18 protein-coding genes are annotated in these 19577 nt (G+C 39.4%); 6 read left to right on the forward strand and 12 right to left on the reverse strand.

From position 1 onward, the window contains the following. Window positions 1–5 precede the first annotated feature (5 nt). Window positions 6–1706, forward strand: a complete 1701-nt coding sequence (locus DI060_RS15860) for a hypothetical protein (RefSeq protein ID WP_108977902.1) — start codon at window positions 6–8, stop codon at window positions 1704–1706. On the opposite strand, the gene DI060_RS15865 is transcribed toward DI060_RS15860, so the two are convergent. Genes DI060_RS15865 through gcvT form a run of 5 tightly spaced genes read right to left on the reverse strand, consistent with a single transcriptional unit; the run spans window position 1699 to window position 7807 of the window. Beyond that, complete coding sequence (locus DI060_RS15865; RefSeq protein WP_108977903.1) at window positions 1699–2967, reverse strand: adenylate/guanylate cyclase domain-containing protein; 1269 nt, start codon at window positions 2965–2967, stop codon at window positions 1699–1701. The two genes, DI060_RS15860 and DI060_RS15865, sit on opposite strands and share 8 nt — an antisense overlap. A 2-nt stretch (window positions 2968–2969) precedes the next feature. Beyond that, complete coding sequence (locus DI060_RS15870) at window positions 2970–3305, reverse strand: (2Fe-2S) ferredoxin domain-containing protein (RefSeq protein ID WP_108977904.1); 336 nt, start codon at window positions 3303–3305, stop codon at window positions 2970–2972. 3 nt (window positions 3306–3308) lie between these two features. After that, the gene (gene gcvP / locus DI060_RS15875) at window positions 3309–6221 is read right to left on the reverse strand and encodes an aminomethyl-transferring glycine dehydrogenase (protein WP_108977905.1); all 2913 of its coding nucleotides are present in this window, start codon (window positions 6219–6221) and stop codon (window positions 3309–3311) included. Between the two features lie 18 nt (window positions 6222–6239). Then, on the reverse strand, window positions 6240–6632 hold the full coding sequence (gene gcvH, locus DI060_RS15880; protein ID WP_108977906.1) for a glycine cleavage system protein GcvH: 393 nt from the start codon (window positions 6630–6632) through the stop codon (window positions 6240–6242). A 17-nt stretch (window positions 6633–6649) separates the two neighbouring features. Beyond that, window positions 6650–7807, reverse strand: a complete 1158-nt coding sequence (gcvT, locus tag DI060_RS15885) for a glycine cleavage system aminomethyltransferase GcvT (RefSeq protein WP_108978182.1) — start codon at window positions 7805–7807, stop codon at window positions 6650–6652. Between the two features lie 48 nt (window positions 7808–7855). Between gcvT and DI060_RS15890 the strand changes: the two genes are divergently transcribed. After that, complete coding sequence (locus tag DI060_RS15890) at window positions 7856–8875, forward strand: synaptic vesicle VAT-1 family membrane protein (protein ID WP_108977907.1); 1020 nt, start codon at window positions 7856–7858, stop codon at window positions 8873–8875. A gap of 318 nt (window positions 8876–9193) precedes the next feature. Here DI060_RS15890 and DI060_RS15900 read toward each other — a convergent pair whose 3' ends face one another. Genes DI060_RS15900 through DI060_RS15910 form a run of 3 tightly spaced genes read right to left on the reverse strand, consistent with a single transcriptional unit; the run spans window position 9194 to window position 11249 of the window. Beyond that, window positions 9194–9775: a hypothetical protein gene (locus DI060_RS15900; protein WP_108977908.1), complete on the reverse strand. Its 582-nt coding sequence runs from the start codon at window positions 9773–9775 to the stop codon at window positions 9194–9196. A gap of 56 nt (window positions 9776–9831) precedes the next feature. Further along, entirely contained in the window at window positions 9832–10974 is a 1143-nt protein-coding gene (locus DI060_RS15905) for a suppressor of fused domain protein (RefSeq protein ID WP_108977909.1), read from the reverse strand. Next, the gene (locus tag DI060_RS15910) at window positions 10974–11249 is read right to left on the reverse strand and encodes a hypothetical protein (RefSeq protein WP_244594451.1); all 276 of its coding nucleotides are present in this window, start codon (window positions 11247–11249) and stop codon (window positions 10974–10976) included. The genes DI060_RS15905 and DI060_RS15910 overlap by 1 nt, the downstream gene beginning before the upstream one ends. Before the next feature lie 58 nt (window positions 11250–11307). Here DI060_RS15910 and DI060_RS15915 point away from each other — a divergent pair, with 58 nt between their 5' ends. The 3 genes from DI060_RS15915 to DI060_RS15925 all read left to right on the forward strand — a co-directional run bounded on the left by DI060_RS15915 (window position 11308) and on the right by DI060_RS15925 (window position 13556). Further along, a complete protein-coding gene (locus tag DI060_RS15915; protein WP_439956929.1) occupies window positions 11308–12186 on the forward strand; it encodes a methylated-DNA--[protein]-cysteine S-methyltransferase in 879 nt (292 codons plus the stop codon). Window positions 12187–12190: 4 nt separating this feature from the next. Then, a complete protein-coding gene (locus DI060_RS15920; RefSeq protein WP_108977911.1) occupies window positions 12191–12877 on the forward strand; it encodes a 2OG-Fe(II) oxygenase in 687 nt (228 codons plus the stop codon). Window positions 12878–12950: 73 nt separating this feature from the next. After that, entirely contained in the window at window positions 12951–13556 is a 606-nt protein-coding gene (locus DI060_RS15925) for an alpha-ketoglutarate-dependent dioxygenase AlkB family protein (protein ID WP_108977912.1), read from the forward strand. On the opposite strand, the gene DI060_RS15930 is transcribed toward DI060_RS15925, so the two are convergent. Genes DI060_RS15930 through DI060_RS15940 form a run of 3 tightly spaced genes read right to left on the reverse strand, consistent with a single transcriptional unit; the run spans window position 13553 to window position 16967 of the window. Continuing rightward, on the reverse strand, window positions 13553–14290 hold the full coding sequence (locus DI060_RS15930) for a lysoplasmalogenase family protein (RefSeq protein ID WP_108977913.1): 738 nt from the start codon (window positions 14288–14290) through the stop codon (window positions 13553–13555). The two genes, DI060_RS15925 and DI060_RS15930, sit on opposite strands and share 4 nt — an antisense overlap. 52 nt (window positions 14291–14342) lie before the next feature. Beyond that, window positions 14343–15431 (reverse strand): SO2930 family diheme c-type cytochrome, encoded by a 1089-nt coding sequence (locus DI060_RS15935; RefSeq protein ID WP_108977914.1) that lies wholly within the window; start codon window positions 15429–15431, stop codon window positions 14343–14345. Window positions 15432–15455: 24 nt separating this feature from the next. Beyond that, window positions 15456–16967, reverse strand: coding sequence for a parallel beta-helix domain-containing protein (locus tag DI060_RS15940; protein ID WP_108977915.1), 1512 nt, complete (start codon window positions 16965–16967; stop codon window positions 15456–15458). Between the two features lie 170 nt (window positions 16968–17137). Between DI060_RS15940 and DI060_RS15945 the strand changes: the two genes are divergently transcribed. Then, window positions 17138–17755, forward strand: a complete 618-nt coding sequence (locus tag DI060_RS15945) for a hypothetical protein (protein ID WP_135355076.1) — start codon at window positions 17138–17140, stop codon at window positions 17753–17755. A 78-nt stretch (window positions 17756–17833) separates the two neighbouring features. On the opposite strand, the gene DI060_RS15950 is transcribed toward DI060_RS15945, so the two are convergent. Next, window positions 17834–19558, reverse strand: coding sequence for an alpha/beta fold hydrolase (locus DI060_RS15950; protein ID WP_108977917.1), 1725 nt, complete (start codon window positions 19556–19558; stop codon window positions 17834–17836). Window positions 19559–19577 lie beyond the last annotated feature (19 nt).

A 19577-nucleotide genomic window follows, 5' to 3' on the forward strand; every position in this document is an offset into this window, starting at 1 on the left:
AATCGATGAATTCTTGGGAGTTTATCAAAAAACATAAACTGGGTATCCCTTTATTATGGGATATCGTTATGGTTTTTGTCGTATTGGGAAACTTGGCTTTGATCATTTTTGATTTATCATACTTAACTTTACGTCCTTTTTATTTTAAGAATTTTCCAAGAGTATTAGAAATCTATGATAAACCTATTTTAGGTATAGAACCACATAGAACTACTCAATCCTATATAGATTATGTGGATGATTTGCAGTATCTCACAAAATTACGCGATGAAGAATTTAGAGAATCGCAAAGAAAGAAAACACGAGAAGCGATCCATGAAGTCCTTATCCAATTAAAGTCTACAGTAACCAGCGAAAGGTTCGATAAACTGTTTGCAGAATTTGAGGCAGGTCTCCTCGTCAACGACACGGAAAAAAGAAGACTTATCCTTGAGTCCGTACTAGTCCAGCTTAATGATTTTTTTAGTGTATTGGAAGAAACTGATCAAATTAACGAGCTTATCGATTTATCAGAAAAATACAGTTTCATTGGAAGAGTAGGACAGCCTGGAAAAGAGAATGCCGAGTTACAAAAAATTCTGACAGGAATGGACAAAAAAATGTTGGAGTTGGTAGAAACCAATCCTTTTGCAATGTCCGGACAAACTGAACTTTTTTTAGAAATCCAAGAAAAGATTAAATCAGAATACCAAGTCCATAAAACAAAAGCGAAAGATATTAAAATTAGGCAAGAATTAGACCTAGTATTGAATCGAGATCGTATTCCCTCTACTGTAGTTGCATTTTATTGGTTCTGGAGGGATGCTGATCGTTCTTTAGAAGATAAAATACAATATTTCAATGAAACGTTTAGAGATGATTTTAGCTTGAATTATTACAGAGCTATCGGAAGTGACGGCAATCCGGTAAATCATTACTTAATGTTAGATGCTCCGTTTTTGTTTTTCTTTTTGGCTGAATTTATCCTTAGTTGGCTACTTGCAATCAAAAATAAAGTCTACATTGCCTGGTTTTTATATCCAGTCTACCATTGGTATGATGTTCTTGGTCTGATCCCAATTGTTGAATTTCGATTCTTTAGGCTCGTAAGGGTATATAAAATTTATCTACTTCTACAGACCAACCAATTCACTCGAATCTTGGGAAATGACTTGATCAGTCGTACGATACGATACTACAGCAATATCATCAAAGAAGAGATTTCTGATTTGGTGACGATTCAGATTTTAACCGAAGCACAAAATGAAGTGAAGTCTGGAAATTCTTTGGATCAATTTGTAAATGCCATCGATCAAAATCGAGAAGAATTGAAACGAGTTGCCTTAAAAAATATCGTCAAATCCGCACAAAACGAAAATTTACGACTACTTATCCAAAATATCGTGGCAGAGATTACAGAATCTACCGCATCACAAATGAAAGGTGTCAATTTCTTACCCAAAGAATTCCAGGTCAATCTTTCAAGACAAATCAGCAACACTTTATACCAAGCATTGTCAAAATCAGCGGTTGCCTTGTCTCAAGATCCTATGGGACAAAAATCCATCGAAAAACTCATTGATTATCTGATTGATGAGATGATTTTATTTGCGCAAGACCCCGATATGATCAAATTGAATACCAACATAACGGTTGCTCTTATCGAGAATATGAAGAAAGCGATTAGTGAGAAGAAGTGGTTAAAATCGGAAATCGAAACTAGTTGATCGTATAGAGATTAACTTCATTTTCTTTGCCACGTGGTTTTGTTTTCCCAACAAAACGAAATCTATTTTTATCTTTTGAATCGATGGTTTCCTCCGAGATCAGAATATCAACGGAAAATTCTTTGGTGAGCTGTTCAATTCTCGAAGCAGTATTCACTACGTCTCCGATCACTGTGTACTCCTTTCTTTCTTCGGAACCAACGTTTCCTGTGATAGCCTCACCTGAGTGTATGCCCATCCCGATCCGAATTTGCGGAATCGCACCGCTTTCAATTAGACTTTGAATTTTTTGTCGAATGTCCAAAGAAGTTTGGATCACACGCTCCCGATCGTCGCCTGTTGAGATCGGTGCACCGAAGACAGCCATAAATCCATCTCCAAGAAACTTATTAACAATGCCTCCATTGGCATTGACTGCCTCAATGGAAACTGTAAAGATACGATTCAAAAGTTGGATCAATACAGTAGGCTCGGTCTTTTCAGAAAGTTTTGTAAAGTCACGAATATCGAAGAATAAGATGCACACATGTTTGATGTCCCCGAGCCAACCTTCTGATTGGTCTAATAGCCGATTCACAACTTCAGGAGACACATGCTGCCCAAATAGTTGTTTGATCTGTCGTTTTTCATCTTCTTTTTGTAAGGTGGACTGGATAGAATTTTTGATTTGAGATGTTACGTAGGCAGATAAAAGTCCGGCAGTGAATATGATATTTGACTTCACGACATAGAAAGGAATCTGGCTAAAGATAAATGGTAAACTACTCGTACTTCCATCCTTTAAGAAAAAATAGGAGAGCAAAAAATATTGAATTGCAGAAAGAAATCCAGAAAAGATGGCAACCTTTCCATCCAATCGAAGTGTGACTAAGATTAGGAAGATAAAATAGAGAAATTCCGGAGGCGAAAAGAGGGACCAAACTGGCTCGCTCATTCTTGAACCCATGAAATAGATAGAAAATGTAGGTATTAGTGTTTCTAAAAATGCTGATATATAAATGAGAATAGGATTTACTTGGCCATTTTTTTTTATGATGTATTTAAGATAAGAAGCAAAACTAAAAGCATATACTGCGTTAAACAATCCATACGTGGGGGGAAACCAAAGTGGAAATTTTTGTTTGGATTCCAGATGTAGCTCTAGACGTAAAAAAAAGAGTTCGAAATAAAGTATCCCAGCTCCAAATAAAAAGAGCCAAAACAAGATTTTGGCTCTTTTAAATTCCGATTTTAAAATCTCTCTTTGGAGTTGTGGATGCATGTTCACTTCTCATCATTGTGAAGGATGAGATGAGCGTAAATGGAAGCATCATCCTTTTTAAGATAGGATTCTATTAACAAATCTACGTCTGCTTCAGTTCGCAATTTAAACCAAGTACCTTCAGGATACGCAACTTGAACTGGACCAAGTTCACATCGATCTAGGCAGCCTGATCTTTGGATTCTAAACTTATAATCGATGCCTGCTTTTGCCGCCTTCATTTTAAAAAGCTTTAAAAGCTCTGCAGATCCTTGGTTTCCACAAGACACTCTTTCACCAGGAGGTCGAGTGTTGTCACAAACAAAGATATGCTTTTCGTAAAATTGTTCCTTTGCCATAAATTAAGTATAACTCTCTACTGGAATACAGGAACAAACCAGATTTCGATCACCGTACACATTGTCCACTCTACCCACACTCGGCCAAAACTTTCTCAGTCTGAGCCAAGGTAGCGGGTATGCTGCTCTTTCCCTTGAATACTTATGGTTCCATTGGTCTGAAATAACCATTTCTGCAGTGTGTGGAGCATTCTTGAGTGGGTTGTCGGTTTTGTCCAAACTACCTTTTTCAATGTCTGCAATTTCCTCTGCAATTGATAACATTGCATCTATGAATCTATCTAACTCTTCCTTAGATTCAGACTCTGTTGGTTCGACCATCAAGGTGCCAGGTACAGGAAATGACATTGTAGGAGAATGGAATCCATAGTCCATAAGTCTTTTCGCAATATCTTCTACTTCCACTCCAGATCCTTTTTTGAAACCTCTAATGTCGAGTATACATTCATGCGCTACTAAATCTCGATTTCCTTTGTATAGAACTGGATATGCACCAACTAGACGTTTCGCAATATAATTAGCATTGAGGATGGCAAGTTTAGTGGCATGGCGCAATCCATCAAAGCCTAACATGTGTATATAGGCCCAAGAGATAACGATAATGGAAGCACTGCCCCAAGGCGCAGCACTTACAGCACCTTGGCTATTGTTGGAGCCGTTCTCAATGATGCTATGCCCTGGTAAAAAGGGCGCTAAATGTTCAGCAACACCGATCGGACCAACACCAGGGCCGCCACCTCCGTGGGGGATACAAAATGTTTTATGTAGGTTTAGGTGACATACATCAGCACCTATATCTCCAGGGCGAGTCAATCCCACCTGAGCATTCATATTGGCTCCATCCATGTAAACTTGGCCACCATTTTCATGTATAATTTGGCAAATGTCTTGGATAGACTCTTCAAATACACCGTGAGTAGATGGATAGGTTACCATTAAGGCACCTAGATCATGTTTGTGCTCAATTGCTTTTTTCTTTAGGTCCTCAACATCAATGTTCCCATTTTCATCGCATGCGACAACTACCACTTGGAAGCCCGCCATTACGGCCGAGGCTGGATTGGTTCCGTGTGCCGAAATTGGGATGAGGCAAATATTTCTATGGCTTTCATTTCGGCTCTGGTGGTAGTTACGTATCGCTAAGAGGCCAGCGTATTCTCCCTGTGAACCTGCGTTAGGTTGAAGTGAAACTTCAGCAAAACCTGTGATTTCACAAAGCCACTTTTCCAATTGGCCGAATAAGATTCGGTATCCCTCTGTTTGGTTATTGGGAACGAAGGGATGGATGTTTGCTAACTCAGGCCATGTAACGGGATACATTTCGGTGCTGGCATTGAGTTTCATCGTACAGGAACCAAGTGCGATCATGGATGTAGTTAGAGAAAGATCCTTTGCTTCTAACCTTCGGATATAACGAAGCATCTCAGTTTCGGTATGGTAACTATTAAAAACGGCATGGCTTAGATATGAGGATTTTCTTTCCAAAATTTCTGGAATCGCATACTCTTCTTTTTTTGCCAATTCTTCGAGAGAGAAGTGCAAAGGTTTGTTTTCATTGAAGATCAGAAGTAGATCTGAAACATCTTCTAAAGTGGTTGTTTCATCTAGTGAAATACTGATCACATGTTGGGAAACAGATCGAAGGTTGATTTCTCTCTCCTCTGCATAATGGATAATTTCGGATGAAGTGACTTTACTAAGCTCGACTCGGATAGTATCAAAGTAAGGTTTAGAGACAATTTTATACCCTAATTTTTCCAATCCTGTTACGAGTAAGGTCGTCATTCTATGGACTCGTAAGGCAATTTGTTTTAAACCTTTTGGGCCATGATAGACAGCATACATTGAGGAAAGCACAGCTAACAAAACTTGTGCAGTACAAATATTGGAAGTTGCTTTGTCCCTACGGATGTGCTGTTCACGTGTTTGGAGGGAAAGCCTATAGCCTGGTTTGCCTTGTGAATCTCGAGAAACGCCTATTAGACGACCAGGCATACTTCTTTTAAAATCTTCCCGTGTTGCAAAAAAACCAGCATGTGGACCACCAAATCCAAGTGGGAGGCCAAACCTTTGCGTGCTTCCTACCACAACATCAGCTCCCATCTCGCCTGGTGGCTTTAAAATTGTGAGTGAGAGTAGGTCGGCTGCAACGATTGCTTTTGCGCCTACAGCGTGTAAGCTTTGGATAAAATCAGAAAAATCATAGATCGTTCCGTCGGAAGATGGATACTGAACGATTGCACCAAAGAAATCAGCAGATGGAGTCATTTTTTTGAATGAACCAACAACTACATGAATGCCTAATGGTAGGGCCCTTGTTCGGATCACATCCAATGTTTGTGGATGGACAGATTGCGAGACAAAAAAGGATTTGCCTTGGCTTTCCTCCTTAAGGCTATAGAGCATCGTCATGGCTTCGGCTGCTGCCGTACCTTCATCTAATAGGGAGGCATTGGCAATTTCCATTCCCGTAAGATCTGTAATCATTGTTTGAAAATTGATCAAGGCTTCCATTCTGCCTTGCGCTATCTCTGCTTGGTACGGAGTGTACGCAGTGTACCAGCCAGGATTTTCCAGAATATTTCTCTGGATAACTGGTGGAGTAATACAAGCAGAATATCCCAAGCCTAAATATGATCGAAAGATTTTGTTTTTGGAGACTATCTTTTTTAACTCTTTCTGAAGAGCAAACTCACCGAGCGGATTCGGTAGATCCAATTCTTTTTTCAGTCGGATATTTTTTGGAACCGCATCATCTATGAGAGTTTCCAGACTATCGTAACCAACAACTGATAGCATTTCCTGGATTTTCTCATGGTCTGAACCGACATGGCGTCGTAAAAATGTGTCGCTGGGAGAAAGTGTCTCTTCGTAAGAATGTTCAGATTTGGTTTGGTCTTTTAATGATGGATTCACCGGTGTATACTCCGCAGATTAATCGAGTTTTGAAACAAATTCCTTGTATTGGCTTGCGTTTAAGAGTGAGGACAATTCACTAGAATTGACTCCCTTTAATTTGACCATCCAGGTTTGAAAAGGTTCAGCATTCACAGAGGCTGGATTGGAGCTAAGACTTGGATTGGTTTCCAAAACTTCTCCCGAAATCGGGGAATATAAATCTTCAGCAGCCTTAACGGACTCAATAGTACCTAAACTATCTTTCTGGTTAATTTTTTTCCCAGGTTTTGGTAGATCGATAAAAACGATATCCCCTAACGCATTCTGAGCATAATCAGTGATGCCAATGAGTGCGGTATCGCCTTCAATCTTTACCCATTCATGTTTTTCTGTGTAATAGTATCCTTCAACTGCATTTGTCTCTGCCATTTCGATTCTCCCTTACTTTATCCTTTATGATTGCGAACACTCCCTTTTATAAAAGGGGAAAGATGTACTTTTGCTTTTTTCTTTTGTCCTCTAATTTCAACGAAGACTTCTGTTTGGTCTTTGGTGTAGTCAAAATCCAAAATCGCAAGTCCCAAAGATACCTTACAGGAAGGAGAATGGGTTCCGGAGGTTGTTTTACCGATCGGTGTTTCATCTGCAGCGAAGATGGGATAGTTTTCTCTCATTACACCCGGCTCTTCTAATTGGATTCCTACAATTTTTCGTTTGGGAGAATTCTTTTTGTCGGAAAGGATGCGCTCATATCCAAAGTATGGCAGAGTTTTTTCTTTTACGATAAAACCAATCCCTGATTCTACCGGTGACCATTCTTCATTGAGTTCATGTCCATAAAGTGGATACTTTGCTTCTAATCGTAAGGTATCTCTTGCACCAAGACCGACAGGTACTAGACCAGATGATTTTCCTTCTTGCAATAAAGTATCCCAAAGTTGCAGACCGAGAGGTACTGATGTATAAATCTCAAAACCATCTTCACCAGTATAACCTGTGCGAGATACGATGATGGTTTCACTTTTGTATGTAATTTCTTGGAAGTGGTAGTAGGCAATCGGATCTAAAGATTGTTTCAGTACGCTTTCTAAAATAGCATTGGCCTTTGGTCCTTGCAAAGCCAATTGGTGCCAGATATGGCTTTGGTCTTCTACACGGCATGTACCTTTTTGGTATTTTTGCAGATGTTTGGTGACTGCTGGGTAATTGGATGCATTGGAACAGATCATGTACTTTTCAGCCGAAAATTTGTAAATAGTGACATCATCCACCAATCCACCAGTCTCATTTAAGACTGCATTGTATTGGACTTGTCCATCTTTCATCGTAGAGACTGTATTGCAGGTAAGGGTTTCGAGGAGTGACAAGATATCTTCCGAAGCACCAGTGATGAAGATCTCACCCATGTGAGAAACGTCAAACAATCCGGCATCGGTTCGAGTGGATAGATGCTCTTGGATGATTCCAGTATACTGTACTGGCATGTCCCAACCGCCGAAAGGCACCATTTTTGCGCCCAATTGGCGGTGTTTTTCATTCAATGCCGTTTTTTGTAAGTCCAAACTCTCTTTCCTTTCCTTCCAATCTAAGCGACGTAATACCATGGAAAAATATTTTCTTGGCAGTGGAATTCGATTTTTTACATAAATAGGGTGCAAAGAGAAGTATATCGAGTCATCCAACCAGGTTCCCTCTCAGGTCTTAAACGAAGAAGTGAGTCATTCGAGCAGCCAAAAGATAATGAGATAAGTGTCCGTATTCGGGCAATTGGATTAAATTTCGCAGATGTGTTTTCCGTTTATGGAATGTATTCCGCAACTCCGAAGGAACCATTCATTCCAGGCTTAGAGTTTGCGGGTACGGTAATTGAAGTAGGTAATGACTGTAAAACATTTCGAAAAGGCGATGAAATATTTGGAACCACTCGCTTTGGTGCGTATGCTACACATATCAATATCGATGAGCGCTATGTATTTCCTCTACCAAAGGATTGGTCACATAGAGCTGGAGCTGCCTACCCAGTGCAAGCTTTGACTGCATACTATGCTCTTCATGTCTTAGGAGATCTCCAATCAAAGCAAACCATTCTCGTTCATAGTGCTGCAGGCGGAGTCGGATTGTATGCAAACCAAATCGCAAAGAAACAAAATGCATATACGATAGCATTGATAGGCTCTGAAGCAAAGATAAAGACCATTCAAGATGCAGGTTATGATGATTTTATCATTCGTGGGCCGAATTTTCGTAAGGATTTAGAAGAAAAACTAAATGGAAAACGATTGGATTTGGTATTGGAATGTACTGGAGGCAGATATTTTTCTGATTCTTTTGACTTACTATCACCAATGGGTAGGCTGATTACGTATGGAAGTGCAAACTTTACGCCTAGATCATCGAGTCGAAATTGGATTCACTTAGCATTTCAGTATCTCAATCGACCCAAAATTGATCCATTAGCGATGATTTCAGCGAATAAATCAGTGATGGGATTCAATTTGATATGGTTATGGAACGAAATTGATGTCTTACAGAAACATTTTAACGCATTGAATGCCTTAAAACTGTATCAACAAGTGATAGGAGATACATTTTCATTTGAAAATCTACCTGAAGCATTGAAAAAATTTAAAAATGGGAACACAATTGGTAAAATCATCATCGATGTTTCGTAGAATCAGTATTAGTTTCCAAAAAAATTAAAATAAATTCTTACAAAAAATAAAATTTCTTTACATTTAAAATGATATCATTTAATTATGTCGTATCAAACAGCTAGATACGCCAAGGATTTGGTTGTTTGAAATTAAAGATAAGGACGATCACAATGGTTGCTAAAAAGAAAGCTGCAAAAAAGAAAGCTGCTAAGAAAAAGGCTGCAAAGAAAAAAGCTAAGAAATAGTCTTAGCAAGTTTCTTACTTCGAATTTTTTCGGAGAAAGATTGTGTGAACCCGCAGAAATTGCGGGTTTTTTCATTTATAGGCAGATATTTTTACGCAATTGCGCGTACAAATCCCCTTCTAGTTGCAAAATACCCCGATTTTTTATCCGATTGGGATCTTTCAATCCCTACAAATTGGAAATGATCCTTCTTATTGATGGAGGCAAAGACAGCCTTTAAGAGAGAATCCAGACTTGAATGCGAGACTTGTTTGTATTCCTTCCTCACTCCATCCTTATTCCAGATCTCTAGATGATCAGAATCTGCTAATTTTACAATGAGAGAGGGAAGATCATAACGTTTCATGAGGATATGGCAGGTATCTTCAAAGCCAACTTCAGTGATTTTTGTGTCTTCAAAGAACGTAAGTAGATAGAGAATAGAGACTGGCTCTAACTTTCCTGAATCATCTGGCAGTTTTTGGATTCCATCAAGGACTATGTAACGCAAATTTTTGGACTGCATCCACAACTTTAAGTCCTCATGGCGTTTCAGATTCACTTCTTCAGAGAATCTTTTTTGGAACACTGTGGCTAAAAAGAAACCGGTGGAGTCCTTTCGCTCTTGGAGGATGTGATCCATATCAAAAGGATCAAACTCAACATTGAAGTACTTGGTATATGTATCTGCCATATCATTTATAGTAACGGACAGATGAAGAAAATAGGATGGAAAAATTAGTTAAAAACTCAGAATTCTAACATCCTTCGTTCCGAATCATGGAAAAATGAATAGCCTTCCTTCTTCCAAGTCTCCCAAAATTTTTGTGATCCCTCTCTCATAAAACAAATACGTTCCTCAATAGAAATTGGGGTAAGCACTAGATAGTTCACTCGTTTTCCGTTTTCCGAGATGAGCCCATGCAATTTAGGAAGCTCCAATGTGGAATCATGGTCCAATTCATCTGTGATGTTTCGCAATACAAACCAAGAGAAGTCCAAATAGAGTTGGTCTGGGTCCTTTCTAGGATTTTGGATGCTGTGGGAATGTCCAAACCAGATGCCTGTATTCCATGGAAACTTAATCATTTCGCCTAGAACATGTTGTACCCATTGTTCGGAATGGTCTTCTACATCTGGCAAAAGTTTGAGAGCAAAAACGAGTTCAATCCGCGCAAAATTTTCAAAATCTTTGTGATACAGTTCAACACTGGGTTGGTTTTGAACACTCATACCAATCGTTGAAAATACTTTGATCCCAGGAAATTCTTTCGGATAAAAAGAAGCAATGCCTAAGGAAGGGTATTTGCCGCCATCTGCAGACCAATACTTGTCATGTTTTCCTAGTTTTTCTTCCAAAAATTGCAATCGAAGTGATTGCGCCGCTTTCCAGTGACCTTTTTGTGCAACACTTTCCCAGAATGCACGAGCGGCTTTGACTCGTTCGGCGATAACTCCATTCTCGGGATCACCTAGTGGGGAGGCAGTGATCGCTTCTTCTTTTGCTTCTTTGTGGTAACCTTGGATCCCTTTGATACCTGACCAAGGTGGGAGGTATGCATACAATTCTTCGTTTACAAAGAGAGCGAGGGAATCACCTTCTTCGGACCAGATGAAATGGATTTCACTTTCCGATAGCTTTGGCATTGCCTTCGGATTCACCACTTCCGATTCGGTGAGAACCGGCGCAAGGCCTCTTTCAAAATCTTCTGGATCCCTTTCCTTCGGTGCATCAATTAAATTGCGAATCCATAAGGATTTCATCTTCCAATCAGGGTTGTTATGTGACTGTAGGTATAGATAAATGGTTCTACCATCATCCTCTAGGAAGGCTGTAAAAGAACCGTAGGGGTTTGTTTCTTGGTAGAGAACTTGTGCTGGTTGAGAATTCATTAAAATTTATGCGGTACGATTTTCTTTTTAAACTCCGCAAGCAACCTTTCGATTTCTGCGTCCATACCTTCTTCAAAGAGAATTTCAGGAGCATAGGCAGATGCATTTCGCAATCCAATCAAATCTGGTTCATCCCATTTTCGATAGCCGTGTAAGGATTTCCAAACCTCTTCAGGGATCGGCGATCCCTTCTTCTTAGCATCCAAAAATGATTGTACTGTGCGAGTGGGTGTCATACTAACGTATAGGTTTTGTGAGCTTTTGATCTCTTCCAACAAAAAATTCAAGCCAAATCAGATAAAATTGATAGGGATCGCAAGAATCGGGTTTTCTATGGATTCCAAGCAGAGTATCATTTTTCCTATGGACCTAGCCAAATCAGAAAATTTCAAAAGAATCGAAACTGCCATTCGCTATATCCGAGAGAACTTCCAATGGCAGCCCGATTTAGACCAAGTGGCAGAGCAAGTAAACCTAAGCCCTTTCCATTTCCAAAAACTCTTTACGGAATGGGCTGGTGTGAGCCCCAAAAAATTTTTACAATACACAACCATTACATATGCTAAGGAAAGATTGAAAACGAGAAATGTAACTTTGTTTGGTGCAGCAATGGATGTGGGACTCTCAGGTACGGGTAGATTACACGACCTATTCATTCAAATAGAAGGAATGACCCCCGGTGAATATAAAAATGGTGGGGAACAATTAGAGATTCAATATAGTTTTTCAGAAAGTCCCTTTGGCAATGTGCTTTGTGCTTCTACGAAAAAAGGAATCTGCCATCTAAGTTTTGTGGAAGAGGAAACAATTGCACTTTCTTCTTTAATGGACACATTTCCAAATGCAAAGTACCGCCAGGCTATGGATCCCTTGCAGGAGAGTGCCCTTCAGATTTTTTATCAAAAGTGGAATCAGTTGGACCAAATCAAACTTCATTTAAAAGGAACTCACTTTCAATTGAAGGTGTGGGAAGCCTTATTGAAAATTCCCAGTGGAGGATTGACGAGTTATGGAAACATTGCCGAACAACTCTCTCTCCCGAAAGCAGCGCGTGCTGTAGGCTCGGCTGTAGGTGACAACCCTGTTGCTTACTTGATTCCATGCCATCGAGTGATCCAATCTGGAGGAACATTCGGGCAATACCATTGGGGAGAAACGCGAAAGATTGCGATGATTGGATGGGAAGCATCCCAACTTGCCCTTAGTAGGTAAGACTATGATTAATATATCAATGTTAGAAGAGGACCTAAATCGAGATGGCTATAGTTTAATAAAAAACTATCGAACTCCAATTGAATGTGATGAAATCAAAGAACTATTTGAAAAAGAATCTCTTTTTCGAAAGGTAGTTTCAATGGAAAGATACCGTTTTGGCAAAGGCGACTATAAATATTTCCACTATCCTTTGCCGAAAGCTATTGAAAAGATAAAACAAGAAATTTATCCTTATTTGGTAAATATCGCAAATCATTGGATGCTGATTCTTAAAAAAGATATAGTTTATCCTAATTCACTTGATGACTTCACTAAGCAATGTAAAGAAGTAAACCAAACATTGCCTACAGCATTGATTTTAAGATATGAAAGAGGTGGATTCAATACCTTACATCAAGATATTTATGGTAAAATCTTTTTTCCATTCCAAATCGTTCTTTGCTTAAGCAAGGTAAACCAAGATTTTTCTGGTGGAGAATTTGTTATTACAGAAAGCCAATACAGAGCACAATCAAGAGCTAAGGTTATCTCTGCGGATAAAGGAGACCTTTTGGTAATCACAACAAACTTTCGACCAATTTTAGGAAAAAAAGGATATTCAATGTCAACGGTAAAACATGGTGTAAGTACTATACATGCTGGAGAGAGATTTAGTTTAGGGATTATCTTTCATGACGCAGTCAGCTAATTTATTTTTCACAAAGAGCTAGGCTTTCCAATATGTGGACATTGTATGCTATCTGAATACTTAAAATAGAAAAATGGATTTATTTAAACGAAACGAAAGAGAAAATCTTTTGCCTTATGATGGGATTGTAGAATACTTAGGTCCCTTTCTGAAGCCTAAGGAGGCGAGTGACTACTTTGACGCTATATTCTCCTCCTCTGCTTGGAAACACGATGAAGCAAAGATATTTGCAAAGCACATCATTACAAAAAGAAAAGTTGCCTGGTATGGTGATGATGACTTTGAATATATATACTCTGGCACAGCAAAGAAGGCACTTCCATGGACTGATGTTTTATATTCGATGAAGACACTCGTGGAAGAAAAGTCACGAGCAAAATTCAATTCATGTCTATTGAATTTATACCATTCAGGTAACGAAGGTATGGCCTGGCATTCGGATGATGAAAAGTCATTGGGGGAGAGAACAACCATCGCTTCAGTCAGTTTAGGAACAGAGAGAAAATTTTATTTTAGACACAAAAAAACGAAAGAGACAATCGCAATTGATTTGGAACCAGGTAGTTTACTCTTGATGAGAGGAGAAACGCAAACTAATTGGCTACATGCATTGCCAAAAATGAAAAGGATACAAACTCCCAGAATCAATCTTACTTACCGACAATTTAAGTTAAATTAATGAACCATCTTTGTATGCGAAACCAAAAAGAAACCGATCAATAATAATCCTTGAGCCAAAAGATAAGTAATCCAAGGAACTTGGTATTCCCAAACAGGGTGTCTTGTTCCATTGATTGTTGTCTCACCCATAATAGCATCGGATGCAATAAAAAATAGACCACCCAGCAAAAGAAACAACCAAACACCACCGAATTGAATGTATGCATTTGCCGTTAGAGAGACAAAAAATGACAAAAGCAATCCGTAGATAAGAGCAGATATCATTATAGGTTTTGATCGTTTAGGTTCATATACTCTAAAATAAAAGATAACGCCAGTTAAAATTAAAAAACTTAGACTAAGTAAATATGGCACGATTCCTGAATATAGCATTGACCAAGGCAGAATCTGAAAAAAGGCAGATATGTAAAAGAGCTGAGCCATCGCAAAACTAACAATACCTCCAATCAATGGTTCGCCATTATTTTTAAGAGCGATAGGGAATTGCAGGTTAAACCAATCACCTAAGAAAGAAAAGATGATTGCAAATACTGGTGCTAAAAATACGGATCCGCCTAGATAGAAAAGTAAAAATGCAAATAACAATATTTGTATAGAGAAACCAAGGTAGGTTCCTCGCGAAACCTCCAATCTATTTTTTGAGTTTTGGATGGGTCGTAAGGTATACCAATGGATTAAAAAAGCGACACAAATGGAGAGAGGGATACAAACCAAAACTGCATAGTAACTCATAAGCCACTACATTCGTTCATTTGTCTCCTCTGACAATACGAAATTTCTTAGATTAAGGGCAATCTTGGGAAGGCATTTCTCGAATCCAATCATAGATCAATTGAACTCCCTCTTTATGGACGAGTGCTCTTCCGATTTGTGGCATCATAGCACCTGGATCTTTTGTCGCCATACGGTAATGTAAGATCGAATCTTCTGGATGGCCTGGCACTACGTCATAGCGCAATCCACCACCACCCTTGCCGGCAGAACCTGGCGTTTTACATACACCGAAGTGAGAGCGATCAGTCTCATCGTAAGATAAAATGAGTTTGGAATTTATACCACCAGCTGCTCTTGTTTGGTGGCAATGGGCACAATTGATATCCAAGTAGGCACGTGCCCGATCTTCAATAGTCTCTTTTGGATCAAAAGCATTGGCTACTTTGGGAACACCAAACATTGGCAAGCCAACTAATAGACCTTTTGTTTCCATAAGCTTTAGCTGGTTTTCAGTACTACCTTCAAATGAATAGGTTTTGTTTAAATGCCTTGCTTTGATTCCAATTGGTACAATAGTCTGGGTTCTACCTTCATAGGCTTGGTGGCAAGAGGCACATTGGTTTCGGGAAGGAACGGTATAAAAAAATGAATCCTTTTCCCCTTTTTCATTTTGAAAGGTAACTGGGATAGACTCACCCGCGTATGAAATGAAAGCCTCAGTATTATCCTCATTCCAAACATATGACACAGCAAACCAACCTTTGGGTTGATGAATCAAAAGTCTTGTCTCGATTCGTTTGCCACTTTGCCCTGAAGAAGTACTAAAGTTTGCAGGAAGTGAGAACGTTTTGGAAATGATACTACCAATAGGAAATTTGAACTCCTTTTCAGAGTCATATTCCATATTGGTTCCGTCCGGTAGGAAGATCACTCTATCTTTCGTTGCATAATCTGAAAATAGTGCCGTATTCAAATCATAACGAAATCCATTTGGAATCGGGACTAGTCCTTCATTTTTGATGGAAGCAAAAATTTTGTATTGAGAAAGAGACTCTTGGATCTTTACCTCTGTTCCTTCCGAGTTTAGATTTGCTTTTTTTGAACAAAAGGCAAATGAACATACGGTAAATAGTAAACAACTAAAGGAAAAGATTCTCATGTCATGTCCCTCATTTTCTATGCATTAGCTTTTTGGGAATTGTACGGGTAGACCTTCAAACTGAAAGCCTTCACAATCAAATCCTGCTTCAGGACTCCCACCATAAGATGGGGAGTCGGAGGCGCGGTAAATTTTTGTTTCACCCCTTGTGACAGCATTCTTGATCGAATCTTTGGTTGGGTCTTCAGAATTGTTGAGTAAGGCAGGCAAATTTAGATCAAGTAAACTTGGTTGGATCTTTCCTTTATTATTATTTTTTAAACAAATGTGATTCGCATTGCCTGCTTGGTTTCCAAACCAAGTTGTCATGACAAGGATTGTAAAACCTGGTTCGACACCATCATACACAATGTTCGGAACAGGTTCTGCCGCTTTTCCTTGGCTTACTTGGAATTCATTGAGTGCATCGGCAACTAGTTTAACGAGCAAACCCAAGGGTCTACTCTTTTCATCTGTTTGCCCATTGTCAACAGCCTTCCCTGATCCATCTTGGAATATATTGTCGTGTAAGTAGATATTATGTGCTCTCCAATTGTTCATTGGCCATTCGGAGAAATTTGGCGTCTCAGAAACGAGACCATTCATGATTCCGATATCTGCTGTATTGTTATCACCAAAGGTATTATCAAAGATTTCAATATCGCGAATGGAAGTAAGAACCATACCAACACCCGCAGGCACCGTTTTTACGATTCCTGTGCTTGCGAAGTTGGGATTGTTATTTCCAAAGATTTGGTTTCGGTGGACTCGGATGTTTCGAGAAACAATGGTATTTTTGTTTAGGTCATAAGCCAAAAAGCCACCCGTATTATTTGTAACTATGTTGTCATAAACATCTGCATTCACAGTGTTTTCAATTTCTAAACCCATCACATTATGTTCGGCACGGTTGTTTCTTACGAGAGCGTTGATACATTGGCCTACGTAGAGACCAGCGTCAGATGCGTACGAAGTGTCCGTATTTTGTAATAAAACATTTACAACATTTACAGGATAAACTCCATAGGCACCGTTTTTCTTTTTATCTTCGCCAAACCGAGCCGACCAAGTAACTTCAATGGAATCTATAAGGATATTTTCGGAAAGCCTGATTTCCAAGCCATTCTTTGGGCTATCTAGAATTTGTAGGTCTCGAATGGTAAAGTTGTGAGAAGCTTCAATGTCTACGCCATTGACATTTCCTGCATTTACAAATTGGATGGTTGTTTTCTTTTTCCCTGCTCCTCTGAGCACAATCCCATTTGTTCCTGAAATAGAAAGTGAGTTGTTAAAGATAAACTTGCCGGCAGAGAGTTCAATCGTTGTGCATTCTTCGAGAGAGTTTAATTTTGTTTGGAGTTTTTGTGTGTCCCCTGGTGTAAACGCATAACGTTTTTGTTCTTTGCCTTGGCAGTAGGTTTCGGAATCAACAAACTGCGAGGGGAAAACAGGATTGGTTCTTTTTTCCTGCCTAGAAATATACAGAAAACCCAAATAGAATAGAGGTAGAAGAAACACTACCAGAACGACCAAGACCAATCGATTTATTTTTGCCATACCAATCCTCAGTTCCCTCGTGAACCGAGGAGAAACGTGACCAGAATAGAGAAGATTCTACCGCCTGGCAAGGTAAAATTGTGGACAGGTGTCGATCGTGAAACCACCAAAATAGGTCTTTTTGGCTAGAAAAGGGAAAGATTTTGTGCTGGGATGGAGCGGGTGAATTTGTGAATAAAGCTATAGTTTCGTTGGTTTTTGTCCTCTTGTCCTGCCTCTCTACCCCAAAACAATATCTGGGTGTTCAAGATACAAATATTGATTCAAAATTAAATGAAATCATGAAAAGGGAGACTGTGAATCTTTTGGTTCTGGTTCCTCGAGAACTTTCTTCTACGAATTGTTCCTTTTCTGAGGAAGTATTTTTGGGTGTGCTAAAACAGTCGAACATCCAAATGGAATCTCAGCTCTTAAAGTTTCATGGTAAAAATACTAACTTTCATTTGGTGGATCGGGATAGTTTTTCCTATTTACTGGAAGAAATCAAAATACAAAAATCTGGATTAACTTCTGGTCAAACTGCACAAATCGGTAAGATGTCAGGAGCAAATTACATCATTGTCAATTCGGGAAATCTGAACTGCTCTGGAGATAATAAAGAGTTAATCGCTAACCAAAGTTCCAAGTTAATCAAAATTGAATCTTCCATCACCGAAGCCATTGATACAAGCAAGCTTGTCTTACGTTACGACGATTCAAAACAAGACTTCATATTTCATAAAGGATTCATCAACGGACGTGCGGTATTGTATGACCCCGATCGCGAATCCTATGCCTGGTCTGAATAGCTATTTAGCTGTTCTTTAGGTTAGTAAACAAATTAAGTTTCAAAAAAAAGGGGGCCATGCCCCCAAACCATCATCCAATCACTCTGATTGGATGGTCAAGGTTGAGCTTGTTTGTGAGCTATGTCTAAATTGATTTACATAGGTTAAGAGTGGGTATGGATTTGCATACATTGGATCGACGTTGTCGATGGCAAGCCCAAGACGAGTGCCTTTAGGGAAATCGTGCGCTACAGCTTGTAAATCCAAAACAAGATCTGTATCCCGACCGCTGCTAGTAGCCAGTGTACTGGTTCCGTGGGTTATCAGTGTTCCAGTTCCCCAAGAATCAACTTCATATAAGTAAACAACAGAGTGAGGACGACTGACTGCAGAATTAATTCTAGCTTTATAGGTTATCTTTCCTCTTACTTTTAAGATACTCGGTAAGGAGTCTGATAAATACACCATGGCATTGCTTCGGTCAATTAAGTTTACATTTGTTTTGACTGGAACAGAGACTGCACCATCTAAAATCTCAGATACCAAGGGCACCCCTGTAGTGGCCGCTGTCGCTCCCGCAATGATCGTATTTGATGTGTTACTTGTATTGTTAGAGGTACTGATTGAACCAGGTGTTAAGTTAAACATACCCATAGGTCTAAGATGGTAAATGCGACTCACTTGGTTTTGGATTGGCCAATTGCTATAAAAAACACGTTCACTAACATGTCTTTTTTGGATACTGACTCTTGGTTTTGACATGATCCCATTGGGAATTCCTTTTAACCAATAATCAAACCAATCATATGCATTTGTCCAAACATAGTTTTGTAAGCCTAGTACTCCTCCAATCTCTGCCGTCGCATGGATACCATTGTTGAGGTCTAATTTTTTCGGAACTGTTAACCTTTGAAAATAATCCAAAATTTGATTTGGCTGGAAAAGATTGTCTTGGGAGTTACTAGATATATATACTGGTTTACCTGTTGCGTTCAATGCTGAAACAAAGCTGCTAGGTGAACGATCTCCTGCCCAATTGAGAACGGATTGTACATCTCGGTTATCCAAAAGTTTTTGAAAATTTTCTGCAATAATGGGATCCATTCTTCCTGTGAGATATCCAGAAGCTATCAAAAGCAATCCCCAAACAAGTCTTGGGGTCTGGTTGCCATACAACGAGTCTGGCAAACTTCCCCATCCACTCATAGCTACTGCAGTTTTAATTCTTGGTTCTTTGGTGGCACCGAGAAGGGAGATACCTGCGCCATAGGAGATACCAGCAATCCCAATGTTTTCATTCACTGGGGAAACTCTTTGCAGATAATCAATCGCACTGGAAAGATCTTCCATATCCTTGGGACCCGCTACATTGATCTTTCCTTCAGAAGTACCAAATCCTCTTGTGTTATAGCTAAGTACTACATATCCTTTTTTCGCTAATTTTGCCGCCGGCACAATGTATTCATATTCGTTTAAGGCCCAGCTATTGACAAAGATGATCGCTGGATACGGTCCTACACCCGATTTTGGTTGAAAGATATTTCCTGTTATCTTCGTGCCATCATAGGATGTGAAGGAAACTTGGTCATTAAAGGTAAAGCTCCCGTCGTTTTCAGCTGCAAAGGCAGCATCGATTTGACTTCTTTGCGAAGCATTTGAGAGTGCTAACTGTTCGGCACTGGACGAGGTTCCTGTTTCTTGGACAGAACCAAGTAAGCCCAATATGGGAACTGAAGAAGGGTTTTTGTTTTCGCTTGGTCCGCAGGCAAGTGTTAGGGAAATCGCCAGGCAGCTCAAAGCAATTTTTGTTTGGTAGTTTTTCATAAATTGTCTCCGCTTTGCC

This window comes from Leptospira ryugenii (assembly GCF_003114855.1).
In the GTDB taxonomy this organism is placed as follows: Bacteria; Spirochaetota; Leptospiria; order Leptospirales; family Leptospiraceae; genus Leptospira_A; species Leptospira_A ryugenii.